The organism is Nocardia rhizosphaerihabitans (assembly GCF_014646295.1).
Lineage (GTDB): Bacteria > Actinomycetota > Actinomycetes > Mycobacteriales > Mycobacteriaceae > Nocardia > Nocardia rhizosphaerihabitans.
The window spans coordinates 239,556-258,008 of the sequence record NZ_BMNE01000003.1; the positions used below are offsets into that span (position 1 = coordinate 239,556).

Below are 18,453 nucleotides of genomic sequence, written 5' to 3' on the forward strand. Positions count from 1 at the left end.
ATGGACTCACCGCTCGGGCTGCCAGGCCATGAGGGCCCAGATGACGACCACACTGAGTGCGATGATCACGAGGGACCAACCGGGGTAGTACGGCAGGGACAAGAAATTCGCGACGATCACCAATGCGGCGACTCCCAGCGCGGAGTATCGGCCCCAGGTCGTCCCCATTATCAAGCCGACGCCGACGACCAGCGCCAGTACGCCCAGCACGACGTGTACCCAGCCCCAGGTCGTCGTGTCGAATTTGTACACATATTCGACTCCGGCGACATATATTTCGTCGCTCCGCAGGGCGGAAATGCCCTGCAGGACGGAGACTGCCGCCAAGATGAGCAGCATGCACGCGGCCGTGACCGATATTCCCTCCGCGATGGCCTGCCGCTGAAGAGGCTCTTCCACGGGCGGGGCGCGGTGCTCCGCCGGCGTATTGCTTGTCATCCTCGACTCCTCGTGGTTGTAGACGGCGGTTCGGCCTCGGCGCGATCGAGTTCCTCGTCGAGTGCGAGGGCGGCGGTGATCAGTGCCAGGTGGGTGAAGGCCTGCGGGAAGTTGCCCAGTTGCTCGCCGGACGGGCCGATCTCCTCGGCGAACAGGCCGACGTAATTGGCATAGGTGAGCATCTTGTCGAAGGCGTAGCGGGCCTGTTGCAGCCTGCCTGTCCGCGCGAGGGCTTCCACATACAGAAAGCTGCACAGGTTGAAGGTGCCTTCGGTCCCGCGCAGACCGTCCGGCGATGCCTCGGGGTCGTAGCGGTAGACCAGGCTGTCGCTGACCAGCTCCTGATCCATCGCGTCGAGGGTGCTCAGCCACATCGGGTCGGTCGGTGACAGGAAGCCCATGCGGGGCATGAGCAGCAGCGACGCGTCGAGCACCTCGGTGGCGTAGTGCTGCACGAACGCCTGGCGCTGCTCGCTCCAACCGCGCTCGACGATCTGGCGGAAGACCGCGTCGCGTTCGGTCGTCCAGCGGGCCAGGTCAGCGGGTCTGGCCTGCTCGGTCGCCAACTTGATGGCGCGGTCGAAGGCCACCCAGGTCATCAGCCTGCTGTAGGTGAATTCCTGTCTACCACCGCGTGTTTCCCAGATTCCCTCGTCCAGGCGGTCCCAGTTCCCGGCGAGCCAGTCGATGAGACCGGCGAAGGTCCGCCACCCGGTGATGGCGGCCAGATCGGTGGCCTGGGCCAGGGCGTCGGCCACCTCGCCGTAGATGTCGAGCTGGATCTGGTCGGCCGCGCCGTTGCCGACCCGCACCGGCGCCGAACCCTGGTAGCCCTCGAGGTGGGTCAGGATCACTTCGTCGAGCCGGGGATCGCCGTCGACGCGGTACATGATCTGCAACGGCTCGCCCGAGACGGTCCCGCCCGCCTCGACCCGCTCGCGCAGCCAGCGGCGAAACGCGTAGGCCTCCGCGGTGAACCCGAGATCCATCAAGGCCCGGACCGAGAGGGAGGCATCCCGGATCCAGGTGTAGCGGTAGTCCCAGTTGCGTTCGCCGCCGATCTGCTCGGGCAGTCCCATGGTGGCCGCCGCGATGGGCGCACCGGTCGGCGCGTAGGTGAGCAGTTTGAGGGTGATCGCGGAACGGTTGACCTCGTCGCGCCAGCGGCCGCGGTAGGTGGACGAGCGCAACCAGGTCTGCCAGAAGTGACGGCACCGGTCGAGTTCCTCGGCTATGCCCTCCCACGTCGGGGCCGCCGAGACGGGCCCGCCCGCGGACGTGGTCGTCAGCACGACGGCGGCTCGCTCACCCGCGGACAGCGTGAACCGCGCGGTGACATCCGCGCCGTCGGGGTGCAACACGATCGGGTCGGTGGTCTGCAGGTGCAGATCGGCGGTAGGGGACCGGAAGACGGCGGTGCGGTCGTCGGCCCGATCGAGGGTGTGAGTGGCGCGTCCGTAGTCGAACCGGGGACGGCACTCGAGGGAGAAGGTCAGACTTCCGCGCACCACCCGCACGACGCGCACCAGCCGGTGCCGGTCGGTGGGCTCGGTGTCGAGAATCGGTTCCATGAAGTCGGCGACCTCGCCCACGCCGTCGGGCCCGGAGAACCGGGTGAGCAGGATGGCGGTATCCGGGAGATAGAGCTGCCGGACAGTGCCGGCGGCGGTGTCGACGGCGATCGAGCAGTACCCGCCCTTCTCGCTGTCGAGCAGCGAGGCGAACACGCTGGGGGAATCGAATCGGGGAGCACACCACCAGTCGATCGTTCCGGCGGCCGAGACCAGCGCCGCGGTCTGGAGATCGCCGACGATGCCGTGTTCGTCGATCGGTGGGTACGCGTTCACGAGCGCTCCTCCCTCGAGGCCGCCCACCCCGGTGGCCGGCCGACTTCAGCCAACCAGCCGACCGCGTCGGCGGCCTCACCCGGAACGGGTGAATCCCGTGCCGGTCAGTGGGTCAAGATGACCTTGATCGCCACGACGGTGGTGGCCGCGCAGCTCAGCAGTACCGCCCCGACCAGTGTCGAACGGTCGGGACCCCGCCCCTGGAGCCGATGGATGACGAAGGCGATACCGCCGATCCGTACCAGCATCACCACCTCGGCGAGCACTTGCGCGGTACGCGGCTCGAGCCACCCGATCGCCGCGGCCGCCAGGATCGCGCAGGGCACCACCGCCGAGCTGAGGATGGGCAGCGAGTCGCGCAGATTCGCCCATCGCTGCGGCGTGGAGCGCGGCGGGCCGTCCCGCACCGATCGTCCGACGCTCTCGGCGAAGGAGTGCGCGATGAACGTGGACAGCGCGGTGCCGAGGACGACGAGGATGCCGACGTTCTCGGCGGACGGCGAGACCGGGATCAGCGCGGCCAGGATCAGGACGTTGCCGTAGATGTAGGCGCTGATGCGACTGGCCGCGTTGCCCTGATCGAGCGGGGCACGACCGAACAGAGGTCGGTGCAGGAGCTCGTATCTGTTGCCTGCCATCGGTCCTCACCGTGTTCGTCGGGTGTCACCGGTCTCACTTCGGAAAGGTTTGCTACCTCGGTACTATATATTTCGGCGGCCGAATTTCTGTGGACCGTCCGTGCCGGTCGGAAATGCGCCCTGACCGGCAATTGATCGGTCGGCGTGCTGACGGCGAGCGGAACTCGATCGCCGGGAAGATTTCGCGCCGCCATCCTCCTGAACAGCCGAAACGGCAATCACGTTGTCGGCGAGACGAATACCCGAGCTCGCTCGCTGGTAATGCTCCAATGCCTCGATATCGCGTCGTGATCAGCGCCGGCGAGTTGCTATGGTGGGCAAGCGAATCGTTCGTCCGAATGTTAGGAAGCTTGATGGGAAGCACTGCTCTCGACGTCATTGCCCTGCTGGTCAACCGTGCCGCCGGTTTCTGGAACTGGATGGCGACCGGCTCTGCGGGATTCCCGCCGCTGTGACGGTGTGACCTGTGCCCGCGAAACCCCCGAAAGCCCCTCGGCTTTCGGGGGTTTCGCCCTTTCCCGGCGGGCGGATCCGCCGGGTCTCCGTAGGGTGGGGCCATGACGACCGTGGAGACCGAGGCCGTGCCACCGACCCGGCGCTGGGTGCTGGCGATGCGCACGTCGGTGGCGCTGGCGACCGGGGCGATCCTGACCCTGCTGCTGAACGACGCCACCGAGTTCGACCTGCTGGTCACCGTCGTCGCCGTCCTCGCGCTGCTGGTCGCCGGCGTGCTGTGGATGGTCTTCGCGCCGATCGGGTGTGCGCGATATCGCCGCTACGGCACCGTGCTGCTCGCGCCGCTGGTGGTTCTGCTCGGGATCGGCGTCGCAGTGGCGGGCATCCCGGATCGGGTGGCGTGGTGGCTGTCGGAATCGGCGATGACCGAGGCGGCGCAGGGGGAGTGCGACGACGCCGACGGTGGCTGGGTCGGGGTCGTCCGGGTGTCCTCGATCGCGAGTCAGGACGGCGGTTGCCTGTTCGGGATCGGTGACTCGCTCGGCGGCCTGGCACATTTTCCCGCCGATTCCCGGCCGCCGGTGCACGTCCCTTCGGCGTACCGGCCGGTCTACACGCCGTTCGACGGGAATTGGTACCGGTTCTCGGTGGACCTGCACGACGGGCACTGAGACGGACGTCCGGTTCTGTCGGACCCCGGCGTTACCGTTGGCGCACAGCCCATGTCGAGGAGGGTGACGATGACCGACAGTGTCGACGGTGTGCGGGAACGAGCACAGCGTCCGGAGGATCTGAGCCGGCTGGTGGTCGAACGGCTCAATGCCGGCGACGTGGACGGCCTGGTCGAGTTGTACGAATCCGATGCGGTGCTCGCCCTGCCGGACGGGGTCGTGGCGACGGGGATCGAGGAGATCCGGGCGGCCTACGCGAGGCTGGTGGCCGACCGTCCGGTGTTCCAGCCGGGCCCCCAGGCGCCCGCGCTGCAAGCCGGTGATCTCGCGCTGACCTCGTCGCGGCTGCCCGGTGGCACCGGCGCCACCGTCGAGGTGGCGCGCAGGCAGCCCGACGGTAGCTGGCGCTGGATCCTGGATCAGCCGAACGTGCTCGGCTGATCAGGCCCGCACATCCGTTGCGTCAGTTCTGGTTCAGGCCCGTCGACAGCACGACGACGACCTTGTCCTGGGTCACTTCGCGGACCCGGACATCCATGCCGTTGGATGCCTGCGACTGCCCGACCGGCACGGTGACCTGCTGACCGCCGACGCTCAAGGTGACCACGTCACCGTCGACGGCGACCAGTTCGGCGTCGATGCCGAGGACCGAGGCCTTCGCGTTCACCCCGCGATCGAAGGTGACGGTGCAGCCGCTGACGGTGCACTCGGAGGTGGTGCCGTGGCCCGTCATGGTGCAGGCGGACGCGGCGAAGGGAAGCAGGAGGGCAAACGCGGACAGCGCGATCAGCCGACGAACAGGCATGACGGCCAGTGTAGTGGGAACGGGCCGGTCGCAGCGGTTGGCGTGGACTAGGGATCGAAGGTGCAACGGATCGGTCTCGCCGTGTTGCGGGCCTGCCGCACCGGGAATAGCGTCGCTGAGAGGTAACTGGCATCGCAGCATTGGTGCCGATCGTGTCCGGTGCACGTCGGGGTGACTGGTCGAAGCTGTCGATGGCGGACAGATCTGCCGGTCAGCCGGGTGGTCGCTGGGAGCGGCGGCGGAGATCGGGAGGTGGGACCATGATCGCGGGCGAGATGACTGTTGCCAGCCGCTGGTGGTGGCGACCGGGGTGGACTCCGGGACGTTCGTTCTACGACTGGCAGGTCACCCCGACCCAGCCGGTCGCCGACAAGCTGGTAGAGATCTTCGCGCCGACCATCGCCCGGCTGCCCGGGCTCGAACAGGTCGACGCCGCCCGCCTGCGCATCGGCGTGCAGGGAATCGGCTTCGTCGACGGGGTCAAGGGGATGCACCTGGCTGCGCTGGTCGCCGGTGCCAGGGCGAGGCTGGCCGACCACGCGCCGTTCCAGATCGCGTTCGGCCCGCCGGTGGTCGCCGCCGACTCGATCCGCCTGCCGATCACCTTGCCCGCGGAGCTGTTGAGTGTGCGCCAGGACCTGACCTGCGCACTGACCGACGTGTGGATCCGGGAACGGATTCCCGAATTCGGCGAGCCGCTGCGCCCCTACCTTGCCCTGGCCCATGTCACCCGCCCCACGCCGGCCGAGCCGCTGCGCGCGGCGTTCGCGGAGGACGGTTTCGCCGATTTCACCCTCGACGACACGGTCTCGGCGATCTCGCTGGTCGAATTGCAGTGTGAGAACGGTCGATACGACTTCGCCGAGGTGAGTACCGCCGACCTGCTCCGGGTGCCGGAGCCGGTCGTCGAACCCACCGTCTACGACGATCCGCTCTTCGGTGCGCTGCGGTGGCCGGAGGACGTCCTCAAGGGTTGAGCCGGGGCGGCGGTGCGCCGTGCGGCAGCCGCGGTCCCACCGCGAGACGGGCGCCCGCGGTCCGGCCCTGGCCCCAGCCGAGCTTCTCGCGGTATCGGCCGATCTGCTCGGTCGGCAGCGTGGCCGTCGGTGCGAGCGGCGTGGCATCGGGGGCGACGTAGAGCGCGTCCGTCGGGCAGTAGGCCTCGCACATGAAGCAGGTCTGGCAATCGGATTGCCGTGCGATAACCGGGATTCCGGCGTCGGTGCGGTCGAAGACGTTGGTGGGGCAGGCCACCACGCACTTGTCGCAGCCGATGCAGTCCTGTGCGCGCAGCAGTTCGATCACGACGCCACCGCCAGACCGGAATTGCGGGCATCGGCGGTGCCGATCCACGGTGCGTCGAGTCCGCCGGAGACCACATGGTGATGCTGCGCCGGGTCGGTGCCCGGATGGTCGGCGCGTTTGCTCATGCCGCGAGTCTCGGTGCGCGACAACGTCGATCGATACATGAGCCTGCCCACCGCGGTGATCGCCGCGGCCTGCCTGGCCCGCACCCGCTCGTCGCCGGTCGCACCGCCCAATTCCTGCGCCGCCGCGCTCCACAGCTCGTCCAAACGGGCGAGCGCGGGCCGCAGCCGATCGCCGTGGCGCAGATAGTTCTTCTCGAACGGGATCAGCTCCTGCTGCGCGGCCGTCACCACCTCGGTGGCGGTCAGTGATCCGGAACCGCTGGGCCGCAACCCGACTCGGCCCGCACCTGCCACCTCACCGCCGCGCGAGACGGAGCGGGCATAGCGCGCCGCGCCCGCCCCGGCCCAGCTGCCCGACGACATCGCCCACGCCGCATTGTGACTGCCACCGCCGGTGAAGCCGCCGCAGATGCGCTCCCTGGTCGCCGCGTCGCCCGCCGCGAACAAACCGGGCACCGTGGTGGCGCAGTCGTCGTCGACCACATCGAGGCCGCCGGTGCCGCGCACGGTGCCCTCGGCGAGCAGGTCGATCTCGAAACGCTGGGTGAACGGATCGATGCCACGCCGGTCGAACTGGAGGAAGAAGTTCGGCTGACCGAGGCGCATCTGCGCCTGCACGGTCGCGTCGGCGCGATCGAGCTGAGCGAACACCTTCTCCCGCACCAGGGTTCGCGCGATCACCGACCGGCCCCTGGTGGAGCCCGCGTCCTCCAGGACCCGCCCGTCCTCGCCGAAGAAGGTGGCGTAGCCGTAGTACGCGGTCTTGGTGATCGTCGAGCCCTTCGGCACGATCGCGTAGGCATTGGAGAATTCCATCCCCGAGAACCTGGCGCCCACCTCGGCTGCCATCAGCGCGCCGTCGCCGGTGTCGACATTGGTGCCGAGCGCCCCGGACAGGAATGCGCAGCCACCGGAGGCCAGCACCACCGCGCCCGCGGTGATCCGGTAGTCGCGGTCGAGCTGACGCTGATGACCCGCGGCGCCGCGCACCGCGCCCGCATCGTCGACGAGCAGTTCCAGCGCGGGGGAGTGATCATGGATCCGGACGCCGATCCGCTGGAGCCAGGCGCGCATCCGGCGCATGTACTCGGGCCCCTGCACACCGGTGCGCAGCTGCTCGCCCGTTGCCAGGTCGACGGGGAACGGATAGCGGCCTTCGACGGCGAGCCGGTTCATGTTCGTGTAGGTCTGGTCGAGGACGCGGTCCATCCAGTAGTGGTCGGCGAGGTGGCCGCCCAGTGCTTCGCGGGCCGCCTTGGCCGACGCGCGCGCCTCGGCTTCCGGCGCGACGTACCAGACGCCGGTGCCAGAGGGCGCCGTGGCGCCACTGGTTCCGCAGTACCCCTTGTCGACCAGGGTCACCTCCGCGCCTGCCTCCCGGGCGTGAATCGCTGCCCACGAGGCGGCCGGTCCGCCGCCGATCACCAGGACGTCGGTGCTCGCGTGCCAGGTTTCGCTCATCGAATCGTTCTCCTGTCGGGAACCGGTGCCCGGCCCGGAAGGCCGGGCACCGGACGGGTTTTCAGGCGCCGGTGAATTTCGCGCCGGCCACCGGACTGGACGGCACACCGTCGACGCCGACCGGAATGTCGCCCTCGAGGGTGGTGCGGTAGAGCACCCGGGTGACGTCGAGATGGTCGAGGTCGCTCGGGGCCAGGTGCGCGGTGGCGCGGTTGTCCCAGAACGCGATGCTGCCCTTCGCCCACCGGAATCGGACGGTGTAGGCGGGGTGCGAGATCTCGTCGAAGAGCAGCTGCAGCAGGGCGTCGCTCTGCGGCGGGGTCAGGCCGATGATCCGGGTGGTGAAGCCGGGATTGACGAACAGCACCCGCTCACCGGTCACCGGATGCACCCGCACCACCGGGTGCTCGGTCACCAGCGGTGAGGCCGCGATCTTGCGGGCGTAGTCGCTGTCTGCGTCCCACGGTGGGATCCGGCCACCGAAGCGGTGTTCGGCGCGCAGGCCGTCGAGGAAGGTGCGCAGCGATTCCGGCAGACCGGCGTAGGCGGCGGCCAGATTGGTCCACTGGGTGTCGCCGCCGCGTTCCGGGGCGATCTCCGCGCGCAGGATGGAGGCGGCGGGCGGGTTGATCAGCGGGGAGACATCGGTGTGCCACTGGTTGGTGTAGCTGAACTTCTTGCGGCCGAAGCGCTTCTCGTAGAGGCGGCTGTCGACGGCGAGGATCTCCGGGTGCTCGGTGGGCGCGTCGTCGTCGTAGGGGTGCGAGGGGGTGACGGCGCCGAAGCGGCGGGAGAACGCGATCTGCTCGGCGTGGCCGATGTGCTGATCGCGGAAGAACAGCACCTTGTGCCGGTGCAGTGCCGCGGTGAGCTCGTCGACGGTGGCGTCGGTCAGGTCCTCGCGCAGGTCGATGCCGGTGACCTCGGCGCCGATGTGCCCGGCGACCGGGACGATCTCCAGTGCGGTGGCGGTGCGGGGGCTTTCGATGGTGGTCATGTCGTTGGTCCTTCAGGGAAGCAGGCGGGGACGTGGGTGGTCATCGGCCTGGACAGGAGCTGCTCACCACCCGCATGAGCTCGATGTCGAGTCGCCGGGTGTGCATCAGGCGCTCACCCGTGAATCACGCGGGGCGAACTGGCTTTCGACAGGATCGAGCCCGTAGTGACCGCGCAGCGTGGTGGATTCGTAGTCGGCGCGGAACAGGCCGCGTTCCTGCAGGATCGGCACCACCCGGTCGACGAAGTCCTCGAGGCCGCCGGGCAGGTACGGCGGCATGATGTTGAAGCCGTCGGCCGCGCCCGCCTCGAACCAGGTCTGCAACTCGTCGGCCACCTGTTCGGGGGTACCGGCGAAGGTGCGGTGCCCACGGCCGCCGCCCAGCTTGCCGATGAGCTGACGCACCGTGAGATCCTCGGTCTCGGCCAGCTCCTTGACGAGCGTGAAGCGGCTCTTGCCACCCTGTATCTCGCTCTCGGCGGGCAACGGGGGCAGCGGTGCGTCCAGGGCGTGCGCGGTGAGGTCGACGCCGAGCATGGACGAGAGCTGGCGCAGCGCGTAGTCGGGTGAGATCAGGTCGGTGAACTCCTGCTCGAGCGCCTTGGCCTCCTCGACGGTGTCGGCGATGAACGGGACGAGGCCGGGCAGCACTTTGAGTTCGTGCTCGGCGCGACCGTACTTCGCCAGCCGGGATTTGAGATCGCGGTAGAACCGGACGCCGTCCTCGACAGTGCGCTGCGCGGTGAACACGGCTTCGGCACGGTGCGCGGCGAACTCCTTGCCCGACTCCGAGGATCCGGCCTGCACCAGCAGCGGCCTGCCCTGCGGGCCGCGCGGCGAATTGAGCGGGCCGCGCACCCGGAATCGCTCCCCGGCGTAGTCGAGGGTGTGCACCCGGCTGGGGTCGGCGAAGATGCCCGCCTCGGTGTCGAGCACGATCGCCTCGGATTCCCAGCTGTCCCACAGCGCGACAGCCACGTCGACGAATTCCTCGGCCCGCTCGTAACGGCGGGCGTGTTCGGGAATCGCGTCGAGGCCGAAGTTGTAGGCCTCGTCGACACTGCCGGAGGTGACGATGTTCCATCCGGCCCTGCCCGCGCTGATGTGATCGAGCGAGGCGAACTTGCGGGCCAGGTTGAACGGCTCGTTGTAGCTGGTGGAGGCGGTGGCGATCAGGCCGATCCGCTCGGTGGCGGTGGCGATCGCCGACAGCAGCGTCACCGGTTCGAACACCGCGAGGGTGTTGCGTTCGATGCGCGGGCCGACGGCGAGGGTGTCGGCGAAGAACACCGAATCCAGCTTGCCCCGCTCGGCGATGCGGGCCAGGTTCTGGAACTGCCGGACGTCGAGCACCCGGTGCGCGTCGGTGCGCGGGTGGCGCCAGGCCGCCTCGTGGTGGCCGACGCCCATCAGGAAGGCGTTGAGATGGAAGGTCTTGCGGGACATGGTCGATCTCCTGGTCAGGCGTCGGTCGGTGAGGTGCGCCAGCGCGAGAGGCGGCGTTCCAGTGCGACGAGGGCGAAGTTGAAACCGAGGCCGATCAGCGAGATGGCCACGATGCCCGCGTACATCTGCGGGATCTGGAAGTTCTGCTGGGCGGCGGTGATGAGGTAGCCGAGGCCGGCGCGGGCGCCGACCATCTCCGCGGCGATGAGTACGAGGATCGAGCCCGCCGCCGCCATCCTGATTCCAGTGAAGATGGACGGGATGGCCGCGGGCAGGATCACCTTCTGGAACAGCCGCAGCGGCGAGAAGCCCAGCGACACCGCCGATTTCACCAACAGCGGGTCGACGGTGCGCACACCGGTGATGGTGTTGAGCAGGATGGGGAAGAAGGTGGCGTAGCCGATCAGCGCGATCTTCGACGTCTCGCCGATGCCGAGAATCAGGACGAATACCGGCAGCAGCGCCAGGGCGGCGGTGTTGCGGAACAGTTCGAGTACCGGATTCAGGAAGTCCGACACCGGCTTGTACCAGGCGATGGCGATCCCCACCGGCACCGCGATCACCAGGGCGATGGAGAAGCCGGTGACCGAGCGGGTGAGGCTGGCCGAAACATGCTCGCCCAGTTGCCCGTTGGCGGACAGTTCGGCGAAGGCCTGCACCACCACCGAGAACGGCGGCAGGAACACCTCGTCGACCACGCCGAGCCGCGGCGCGAGTTCCCACGCGCCGAGCAGCAGCACGAACGCGAGCAAGGGTTTGGTGATGCGCACCAGCGTGGTGGCGCTCGTGCGCGCGGCGCGGACGAGTCCTGCGGGGAGGGCGGGCCTGGGGATCGCGACGGCACGCGGTGCGGCCGGTTCGACGGTGACCTCGCTCGGGCGGACGAGCAGGGGGACGGCGCTAGACATGGGCGGGACTCCTGTCGGTGGACGCGTCCGCGGTGGCGGCGCTGTCGTCGGTGGCGAGCTCGAGCTGCTGGGCCCGGCTCACCTCGCTCTGCAGTTCGGTCCAGATGCGGTGGCGGTAGTCGCGGAACTGCTCGCTGGAGCGGACATCGATGTCACCGGTGCGGTCGATATCGATGTCGATCACGGCCTTGACCCGGCCCGGCCGGGAGGTGAGCACCGCGACGCGCTGCCCCAGGTAGACGGCCTCGTCGATGCCGTGGGTGATGAACAGGATGGTTTTGCCGGTCGTGCGCCAGATGCGCAGCAGTTCGTCCTGCAGCGATTCCCTGGTCTGGGCGTCGAGCGCGGCGAACGGCTCGTCCATCAGCAGGACTTCCGGGTCGAAGGCCAAGCTGCGGGCGATCGCGACGCGCTGCTTCATGCCGCCGGACAGTTCATGCGGGTAGCGGTCGCCGAACCCGGCCAGGCCGACCAGCTCCAGATAGTGGTCCGCGATCTGCTTGCGTTCCTTGCGGGCGACGCCCTTGGCCTCCAGCCCGAACTGGATATTGGCGCGGGCGGTGCGCCACGGCAGCAGCGCGTACTGCTGGAACACCACACCGCGGTCGAGACCGGGGCCGGTGATCGGTGCGCCGTCGAGCAGGATCTGCCCCGAACTCGGCGTGCTCAGGCCGCCGAGCAGGTCCAGCAGGGTGGACTTGCCCGAACCGCTCGGCCCGACCAGGACGAGGAATTCGCCTGCGCCGACCTCGATCGTGATGTCGTCGATCGCGGTGAACTTCTCGGCCGCGCCACGGACGGCGAACTGTTTGCCCACGCCGTGCAGCGCGAGTTTAGCTGTGGTGTTGCTCATTTCGCGGCCACCACCTCTCCGGTCGGGCCGCTGGCCGGCTGGTAGGTGCCGTTGGCGTAGGGGTTGTCCTTGTTGGTGAACAGCTCGGTGGCGGTGATCTTGCCCTTGGGCAGTTCGCCGTTGCGCTCGAGCCAGTCGATCCAGATCTGGATCTCCTTGTCCGCGATCACCGCGCCCGGGACCGGAATGCCGGAGCTGCGCCAGTAGTCGAGCAGTTTGAGGTTCTCGTTGCGGCCGCGCTTGGTGATGATGTCGGTGAACTTGGCGATCACCTCGTCATGCGGCGTGATCTGCAGCCAGCGGGTCGCGCGGGCCGTGCCCTGCACGAAATCCTTGACCGCCTCGGGGTTCTGCGCGATGAAATCCTTGCGGAAAACATAGGTGCCGTAATCGAATTCGCCGAAGATGGCGGTGTCGGTGAACAACGGTCGCACGCCACCACGCCCGACGGCGGTCTCGCGCCACACGCTGTTCAGCGCGCCGACATCGATCTGACCGCTGCGCAACGCCTCCTCGGTATTGACCGGCGGCACCACGAGCAGCTGCACCTGCTTGATCTCGGCCTCGGTCAGGCCCTGCTGGTGCAGCCATTCGCGGGTGACGAACTCGTGGTGCGCGCCGAGCGTATTGACGCCGACCTTCTTGCCGATCAGGTCGCGGGCGCTGGTGATTCCGGAGTCCTCGCGGACGAAGTAGCCGGTGTAGGACTTGTCGTCGGAGCCGTAGGAACTCAGGACCGACTGCACGGGCGCGCCACCGGCGGCGAGCTTGACCACCGCGCCGTTGAACGCGCTGCCGAATTCGATCTGCTTGGTGGCGGCGGCCTGGATATTGGCCGGTCCGCTGGTGGTATCACCCTCCCACTGCAAGCTGATCTTGCTGAAGTAGCCGAGGTTGTCGGCGAGTTCGTAGGCGGTGACCAGGCCGGTCTGGCCCTGATAGCGCAGCACGGTCTTGCCGTCGGCGGTCGTCGGCGCCTCGGCGGCGCCGCACGCGGTGACCACCGCGAGGGCGGCGGGAGCGACGAGCGCGGCGGCGAGCGCATGCAGCGGACGTCGTCGGAAGATGGTGGACAACATGATTCGGGATTCTTTCGACGGCACGCGTGACCGCGCGGCGGGCCACACGGGCGCACGCCGCGACGATCCGCGCGAACGGACTACCGGGAAACGAGAAAAGGCCAATCGGCGACGGAGAATGTCGCCGCGCTGTCAGCGGCGACAGAATCCGGGAGACAGGCGCATCAGGTCCACCGTTCGGCGGCGGACGAGCGCGGGGGATTCGATCATGTCGAGACTTTCCGTACAGGTGCGGCGAAGAGTGCGCCGCATCGAATTACATAGTGCGCCTGTCGATATCGACCGGGCAATGCTCTTTTCGCATCGTGGAAATCATGGTGAGCCGAATCCCGTACCAGCGGCGGCGGTGTGAAAATACGGACCGATCCGCACGGCGATCTGGTGCATCGCCGGCACGACGGCCCGCACGAGATCGCGGTCGAGGCGCACTGCGCGCGCCTGCACACCCAGCGCGCCCCAGACCTGCTTGTCGGGCGCGAGCACGGGGACGGCGATCGCGCGGATCGGGTCGTCGCTGTCGATCTCCTCCACCGCGAACCCGCGCCTGCGGATGGTGTCGAACAGTTCGCCGTTGCCGCGGTCGGCCCTGGCCGGTGAGTGCGCGAGCAGCGCGTGGCCGACGGCGCTGGCCGTGAGCGGTCTGCGTTCCTCCGGAATCTGGTTGTGGCAGAAATACACCGGTGGCCTCGCCTGGAAGACGGTGAGAGCTTCTTCCGCGTCGGGCACGCTCAGGCTGACGGTGATCTTGATGCCGGCGGCGAGCGCGTACAGGTGCGGCGCGGCGGCATCGAGGCCGAGCCGCGACAGCGCGGGTCTGGCCAGGCAGGCCAGTCCATGCCCGATCCGGTAGCGGTCGGTGGCCGCGTCCTGTTCGAGCAGCCTGCCGCGTACCAGGGCCTGCGCGAGCCGGAAGGTGGTGCTCACCGGCAGTCCCGAGCGCTGTGCCAGCTCGCTCAGCGACAATTCCGGGTCGCCCCCGTGGAAGCAGTTCAACACGTGCACCGCGCGGTCGACTGCTTGCGCGCCGGAGCGCGGCGGTTCGGTGGCGGTCATGGCGGACTCCCTCTCGACGGGTGTCGTGAACTATCGCCACTGTCGTGACCAGGCGCAATGCTTCCGCGCAGCGATAGCGGAATTCGACGGCACCGGCCTGCGGAAACGGGCACGGGCGGCGCGCCGGTCGAGGGTGCCCTTTCGGGGAATCGCTCGCGGGGTCCGCAGACCCAGGCAGAATCGATCCCACGGGCCATCTGAGGAGAGCGCAGATGAAGAAGCTGATCAACGATCCGGCGACGGTGATCCACGACGCGCTGACCGGTCTCGCCGCGGCGCATCCGGAGCTGCGGGTCGACCTGGACAACCGGCTGGTGTTGCGCGCCGAGCCGCCGGCACCGGGCAAGGTGGCGTTGCTTTCGGGTGGCGGCTCCGGGCACGAGCCGCTGCACAGCGGGTTCGTGGGTCTCGGCATGCTCGACGCCGCCTGTGCCGGTGAGGTTTTCACCTCCCCGGTACCGGACCAGATCGTGGCCGCGACCACCGCCGTCGACGCGGGCGCCGGGGTGCTGCATCTGGTCAAGAACTACACCGGTGACGTGATGAACTTCGAGATGGCCGCCGAACTGGCCGCCGCCGAGACCGGTGCCACGGTGCTGTCGGTGATCATCGACGACGACGTCGCCGTGCAGGACAGCCTGTACACCGCGGGCCGTCGTGGTGTCGGCGGCACCGTGGTGGCGGAGAAGATCGCGGGTGCCGCGGCCGAACAGGGCCGTCCGCTGGCGGCGGTGGCCGAGGTCGCGCGGACGGTCAACGAGCGCACCCGGAGCATGGGGATGGCGCTGACCTCGTGCACGGTGCCCGCCGCGGGCAAGCCCACCTTCGTACTCGGCGAGGACGAGATGGAGGTCGGTGTCGGTATCCACGGCGAGCCGGGACGCCGTCGCACCGCACTCGCACCGGCGAAGGACGTGGCCGCGATGCTGGTCGAGCCGATCCTCGCCGATCTGCCGTTCGGCAGGGGTGACCGGGTGATCTGCTTCGTCAACGGGCTGGGCGGTACTCCGCTGCTCGAGTTGTACATCGTGTTCGGGGAGGTCGCCCGGATCCTCGCCGCGCACGGTGTCGAGATCGCGCGCTCACTGGTCGGCCCGTACATCACCTCGCTGGAGATGGCCGGTTGTTCGGTGACGCTGACCAAGCTCGACGACGACCTGCTGGCACTGTGGGACGCGCCGGTGCGCACGCCCGCGCTGCGCTGGGGAGTCTGATGACGACGATCGATGCGACGCGGTGGCTGCGCGTGTTCGCCGCGCTGATCGACGAACACACCGACGAACTCACCGCGCTCGACGCCGCCATCGGTGACGCCGACCACGGCAGCAATATGCAGCGCGGCACCGCGGCCGTCGTCGCCGCGCTCGAGGACGATCCCCAGCCGACCGCGGGCGCGGTACTCAAACAGGTAGGCATGGTCTTGGTTCGTAGCGTCGGCGGTGCCAGCGGACCGCTCTACGGCACGTTCTTCCTGCGTAGCGCCACCGCGACCGGCGATGGCGAGCTCGACGGGCCGGCCTTCGCCGCGGCATTCCGGGCCGGTCTCGACGGCGTGGTCGCCCGGGGCAAGGCCGAAACGGGGGACAAGACAATGGTCGACGCGCTCGTGCCCGCGGCCGACGCACTCGACGAGCAGCTTGCCGCCGGGGCCGACCTGGCCGTGGCACTGGATGCCGCGCTGGCCGCGGCGACGACCGGGCGCGACGCGACCATCCCCCTTGTCGCCCGCAAGGGTCGTGCGTCTTATCTAGGGGAACGCAGTGCGGGACACCAAGATCCGGGCGCGACCAGCGCGGCCTTGCTGGTCGCCGCGGCCGGGCAGGCGCTACGGTGATCGGGATCGTCGTGGTCTCGCACAGTCACACGCTCGCGCACGCGGCGGTCGCGCTGGCCGGGGAGATGCTGGGCGGGCAGCCGGTGCGGATCGAGATCGCGGCCGGGCTGGACGAGCAGACCTTCGGGACCGACGCCGTCGCCGTCTCGGAGGCCATCGCCGCCGCCGACAGCGGCGACGGGGTGCTGGTGCTGATGGATATGGGCAGTGCGGTGCTGTCGGCCGAACTCGCGCTGGATCTGCTGGCGGACGATCATCGGGTGCGGCTGTGCGCGGCGCCGTTCGTGGAAGGGCTGATCGCGGCCGCGGTGTCGGCATCGGGCGGGGCTGATCTGGACGAGGCGGCGGCCGAGGCATCGAATGCGTTGGCGGGCAAGCAGACTCACCTCGATGCGGATGCCGGGAGTGCCCCGTCCGGGATTTCGGAGAGCGGAAGAGTGCAACGAGCCGCCGAAATCGCCCGCGTGATCGAATGGAACGGCCGGGGGTTCGTCGCTGAGTCCGCCCCCGTGTCGCGGGCCGAATTCGTCGTCGACAATCCGCACGGTCTGCACGCCAGGCCCGCGGCGCGCCTGGTCGGTGCGGTGCGCGGACTCGACAGTTCCGTGCTGCTGGGCAACCTCACCACCGGCGCCGGTCCCGCACCCGCCTCGAGTCTGAGCCGGATCGCCGCGCTGGGTGCACTCGCCGGACATCGCCTCGAAGTCGCGGCGACCGGTGCCGACGCGGCGGAGGCCGTGGACCGGGTACTTGCCCTCGCCGCACGGCATTTCGACGAAGCACCCGGCCTCGTCACCGAGGCCGCACCGGTGGCGCGCGGGACCGGTCCGCTGCCCGCCTCGCCCGGCATCGGAATCGGGCCGAGCTGGCAGCTTGCCGCAGCGCAGTTCGACACCGCCGACCTCGACGATCCCGGCCGAGCCGAGACCCCTGCGGGCGAGCGGCGCAGGCTCGATGCCGCCATCGGTCGGGTGCGTGCCGAGATCGACCGGCTGCGGGTCACCGCCGGGACGGAAGCCGGCATCTTCGAGGCACATCAGGTCCTGCTGGACGACACGGAAGTGCTCGACGCCGTCCATTCCCGGATCTCCGCGGGGATGGGCGCGGCACACGCCTGGGCTCGTGTGCTCGATGACGGTGCGGCGGAGCTGGATCGGCTGCCCGACGAGTACCAGCGAGCGCGTGCCGGCGATCTGCGAGCCGTGCGTGACCAGGTACTGGCCGAACTGACGGGGCGAGCGACGCGGACGGTCAGCCGCGCAGGAGTACTCGTCGCCGCCGACCTCACCCCCGCGCAGGCCGCCGCGCTGGATCCGGCACAGGTCATGGGCATTGTGCTGGCCAACGGAAGCCCGACCGCCCACAGCACGATTCTGGTCCGAGCACACGGCATTCCGGCCGTCGTCGGCGCCGGCCGGCGCGTGCTGGAAACCGCGGCGGGGACCACCGTCGCGCTGGACGGCCAAACCGGTGCGCTGGTCATCGATCCGGATCCGGCCGTTCTGGCCGAATTCACCGAACATGCTGTGGCGCAACGACTTCAGCGCGCGGCTGCCCTCGCAGCCGCAGGCAAGCCCGCGGTCACCCGCGACGGCGTGACCGTGCATGTGGCGGCGAATATCAGCGACCTCGCCGACGCGTCCGCCGCCGTGCGCAACGGCGCCGACCTCGCCGGGCTGGTCCGCACCGAATTCCTGTTCCTCGGCCGGGCGGACGCGCCATCGATCGACGAACAGGAACAGGCCTACCGCGCCCTGGCCGAAGCTCTCGACGGGCGCAAACTGATCCTGCGCACCCTCGACGTCGGCGGCGACAAACCCCTGCCCTACATCGAGCAGGCACCCGAGGCGAATCCGTTCCTGGGCATGCGCGGTATCCGCCTCACCCTCGCGCGGCCGGAGCTGCTGCGCGATCAGCTGACCGCGATCGGCCGGGTCGCCGCCGACCACCCCGTCGGAGTGATGTTCCCGATGGTGACCCAGCTGTCGGAACTCCTGGCGGCACGCCTCATGCTGAGTGAGGTTGTCCCGCCGGACATTCCGCTGGATATCGGCATCATGGTCGAGGTCCCCGCGACCGCGGCCAAGACCGCCGCTTTCGCCGACCACGTCGACTTCCTCAGCATCGGCACCAACGACCTCACCCAGTACGCCATGGCCGCCGAACGCGGCAACGAATCCCTGGGCTCCCTCGCCGACCCCCTCGACCCCGGCGTCCTGCATCTGATCGACATGGTGAGCCGGGCGGCCACGGGCCGGGCACGAGTCGCGGTCTGCGGCGAAGCGGCCGCAGACCCGGCCGCGGCCCCGATCCTGCTCGGTCTCGGCGTCCACGAACTCAGCGTCGGCCCACCAGCGATCCCGCTGGTGAAAGCCGCCGTCCGGGAACTGGATTCGACATCGTGCCGCGCACTCGCCACCCGCGCGCTGACCTGCTCGTCAGCCGAGGAGGTCAGAGCACTGATCCCCTGAACGACTACCGCCTGGACGCCGCACGCGGGCGGAGACCTGGTTCACCCTCGCCGAGTGAACCGCGCT

At 69.1% G+C, this 18,453-nt stretch carries 18 protein-coding genes; 6 read left to right on the forward strand and 12 right to left on the reverse strand.

Annotation, left to right across the window (positions count from 1 at the left end; all coding sequences use genetic code 11):
* Positions 1-6: 6 nt before the first annotated feature.
* From IEY60_RS13925 to IEY60_RS13935, 3 genes are all read right to left on the reverse strand, one after another.
* Positions 7-438 (reverse strand): DUF7144 family membrane protein, encoded by a 432-nt coding sequence (locus IEY60_RS13925; protein WP_189028031.1) that lies wholly within the window; start codon positions 436-438, stop codon positions 7-9.
* Positions 435-2,285 carry a glycoside hydrolase family 15 protein gene (locus IEY60_RS13930; protein WP_189028033.1) on the reverse strand — a complete coding sequence of 617 codons (1,851 nt, stop codon included), beginning with the start codon at positions 2,283-2,285 and terminating at the stop codon, positions 435-437. The genes IEY60_RS13925 and IEY60_RS13930 overlap by 4 nt, the downstream gene beginning before the upstream one ends.
* A gap of 104 nt (positions 2,286-2,389) precedes the next feature.
* Positions 2,390-2,923 carry a hypothetical protein gene (locus IEY60_RS13935; protein ID WP_189028035.1) on the reverse strand — a complete coding sequence of 178 codons (534 nt, stop codon included), beginning with the start codon at positions 2,921-2,923 and terminating at the stop codon, positions 2,390-2,392.
* 557 nt (positions 2,924-3,480) lie between these two features.
* Here IEY60_RS13935 and IEY60_RS13940 point away from each other — a divergent pair.
* Positions 3,481-4,050, forward strand: a complete 570-nt coding sequence (locus tag IEY60_RS13940; RefSeq protein WP_189028037.1) for a hypothetical protein — start codon at positions 3,481-3,483, stop codon at positions 4,048-4,050.
* A 69-nt stretch (positions 4,051-4,119) separates the two neighbouring features.
* Positions 4,120-4,491, forward strand: coding sequence for a YybH family protein (locus IEY60_RS13945; RefSeq protein ID WP_189028039.1), 372 nt, complete (start codon positions 4,120-4,122; stop codon positions 4,489-4,491).
* Positions 4,492-4,513: 22 nt separating this feature from the next.
* On the opposite strand, the gene IEY60_RS13950 is transcribed toward IEY60_RS13945, so the two are convergent.
* On the reverse strand, positions 4,514-4,855 hold the full coding sequence (locus IEY60_RS13950) for an LSm family protein (protein ID WP_189028041.1): 342 nt from the start codon (positions 4,853-4,855) through the stop codon (positions 4,514-4,516).
* A gap of 275 nt (positions 4,856-5,130) precedes the next feature.
* Between IEY60_RS13950 and IEY60_RS13955 the strand changes: the two genes are divergently transcribed.
* The gene (locus IEY60_RS13955; RefSeq protein ID WP_189028043.1) at positions 5,131-5,832 is read left to right on the forward strand and encodes a 2'-5' RNA ligase family protein; all 702 of its coding nucleotides are present in this window, start codon (positions 5,131-5,133) and stop codon (positions 5,830-5,832) included.
* On the opposite strand, the gene IEY60_RS13960 is transcribed toward IEY60_RS13955, so the two are convergent.
* The 8 genes from IEY60_RS13960 to IEY60_RS13995 form a co-directional block, all read right to left on the reverse strand.
* Entirely contained in the window at positions 5,822-6,160 is a 339-nt protein-coding gene (locus IEY60_RS13960; protein ID WP_189028045.1) for a 4Fe-4S dicluster domain-containing protein, read from the reverse strand. The genes IEY60_RS13955 and IEY60_RS13960 overlap by 11 nt on opposite strands.
* Positions 6,157-7,746, reverse strand: a complete 1,590-nt coding sequence (locus tag IEY60_RS13965; RefSeq protein ID WP_189028047.1) for an FAD-dependent oxidoreductase — start codon at positions 7,744-7,746, stop codon at positions 6,157-6,159. The genes IEY60_RS13960 and IEY60_RS13965 overlap by 4 nt, the downstream gene beginning before the upstream one ends.
* A 61-nt stretch (positions 7,747-7,807) precedes the next feature.
* Positions 7,808-8,743, reverse strand: a complete 936-nt coding sequence (locus tag IEY60_RS13970; RefSeq protein ID WP_189028049.1) for a TauD/TfdA dioxygenase family protein — start codon at positions 8,741-8,743, stop codon at positions 7,808-7,810.
* Between the two features lie 105 nt (positions 8,744-8,848).
* The gene (locus IEY60_RS13975; protein WP_189028052.1) at positions 8,849-10,189 is read right to left on the reverse strand and encodes an LLM class flavin-dependent oxidoreductase; all 1,341 of its coding nucleotides are present in this window, start codon (positions 10,187-10,189) and stop codon (positions 8,849-8,851) included.
* A 14-nt stretch (positions 10,190-10,203) separates the two neighbouring features.
* Complete coding sequence (locus IEY60_RS13980; protein WP_189028054.1) at positions 10,204-11,097, reverse strand: ABC transporter permease; 894 nt, start codon at positions 11,095-11,097, stop codon at positions 10,204-10,206.
* Positions 11,090-11,950: an ABC transporter ATP-binding protein gene (locus IEY60_RS13985; protein WP_189028056.1), complete on the reverse strand. Its 861-nt coding sequence runs from the start codon at positions 11,948-11,950 to the stop codon at positions 11,090-11,092. The genes IEY60_RS13980 and IEY60_RS13985 overlap by 8 nt, the downstream gene beginning before the upstream one ends.
* Positions 11,947-13,029: an ABC transporter substrate-binding protein gene (locus IEY60_RS13990; protein WP_189028058.1), complete on the reverse strand. Its 1,083-nt coding sequence runs from the start codon at positions 13,027-13,029 to the stop codon at positions 11,947-11,949. Before IEY60_RS13990 ends, IEY60_RS13985 begins: the two co-directional genes overlap by 4 nt.
* Positions 13,030-13,341: 312 nt before the next feature.
* Positions 13,342-14,082: an IclR family transcriptional regulator gene (locus tag IEY60_RS13995; RefSeq protein WP_189028060.1), complete on the reverse strand. Its 741-nt coding sequence runs from the start codon at positions 14,080-14,082 to the stop codon at positions 13,342-13,344.
* 212 nt (positions 14,083-14,294) lie between these two features.
* Between IEY60_RS13995 and dhaK the strand changes: the two genes are divergently transcribed.
* From dhaK to ptsP, 3 genes are read left to right on the forward strand one after another with little or no spacing between them, the layout of a single operon-like run.
* Entirely contained in the window at positions 14,295-15,296 is a 1,002-nt protein-coding gene (gene dhaK / locus IEY60_RS14000; protein ID WP_189028062.1) for a dihydroxyacetone kinase subunit DhaK, read from the forward strand.
* Complete coding sequence (gene dhaL / locus IEY60_RS14005) at positions 15,296-15,916, forward strand: dihydroxyacetone kinase subunit DhaL (protein ID WP_189028064.1); 621 nt, start codon at positions 15,296-15,298, stop codon at positions 15,914-15,916. Before dhaK ends, dhaL begins: the two co-directional genes overlap by 1 nt.
* The gene (ptsP, locus tag IEY60_RS14010; protein WP_189028066.1) at positions 15,913-18,387 is read left to right on the forward strand and encodes a phosphoenolpyruvate--protein phosphotransferase; all 2,475 of its coding nucleotides are present in this window, start codon (positions 15,913-15,915) and stop codon (positions 18,385-18,387) included. The genes dhaL and ptsP overlap by 4 nt, the downstream gene beginning before the upstream one ends.
* Positions 18,388-18,453: the final 66 nt, after the last annotated feature.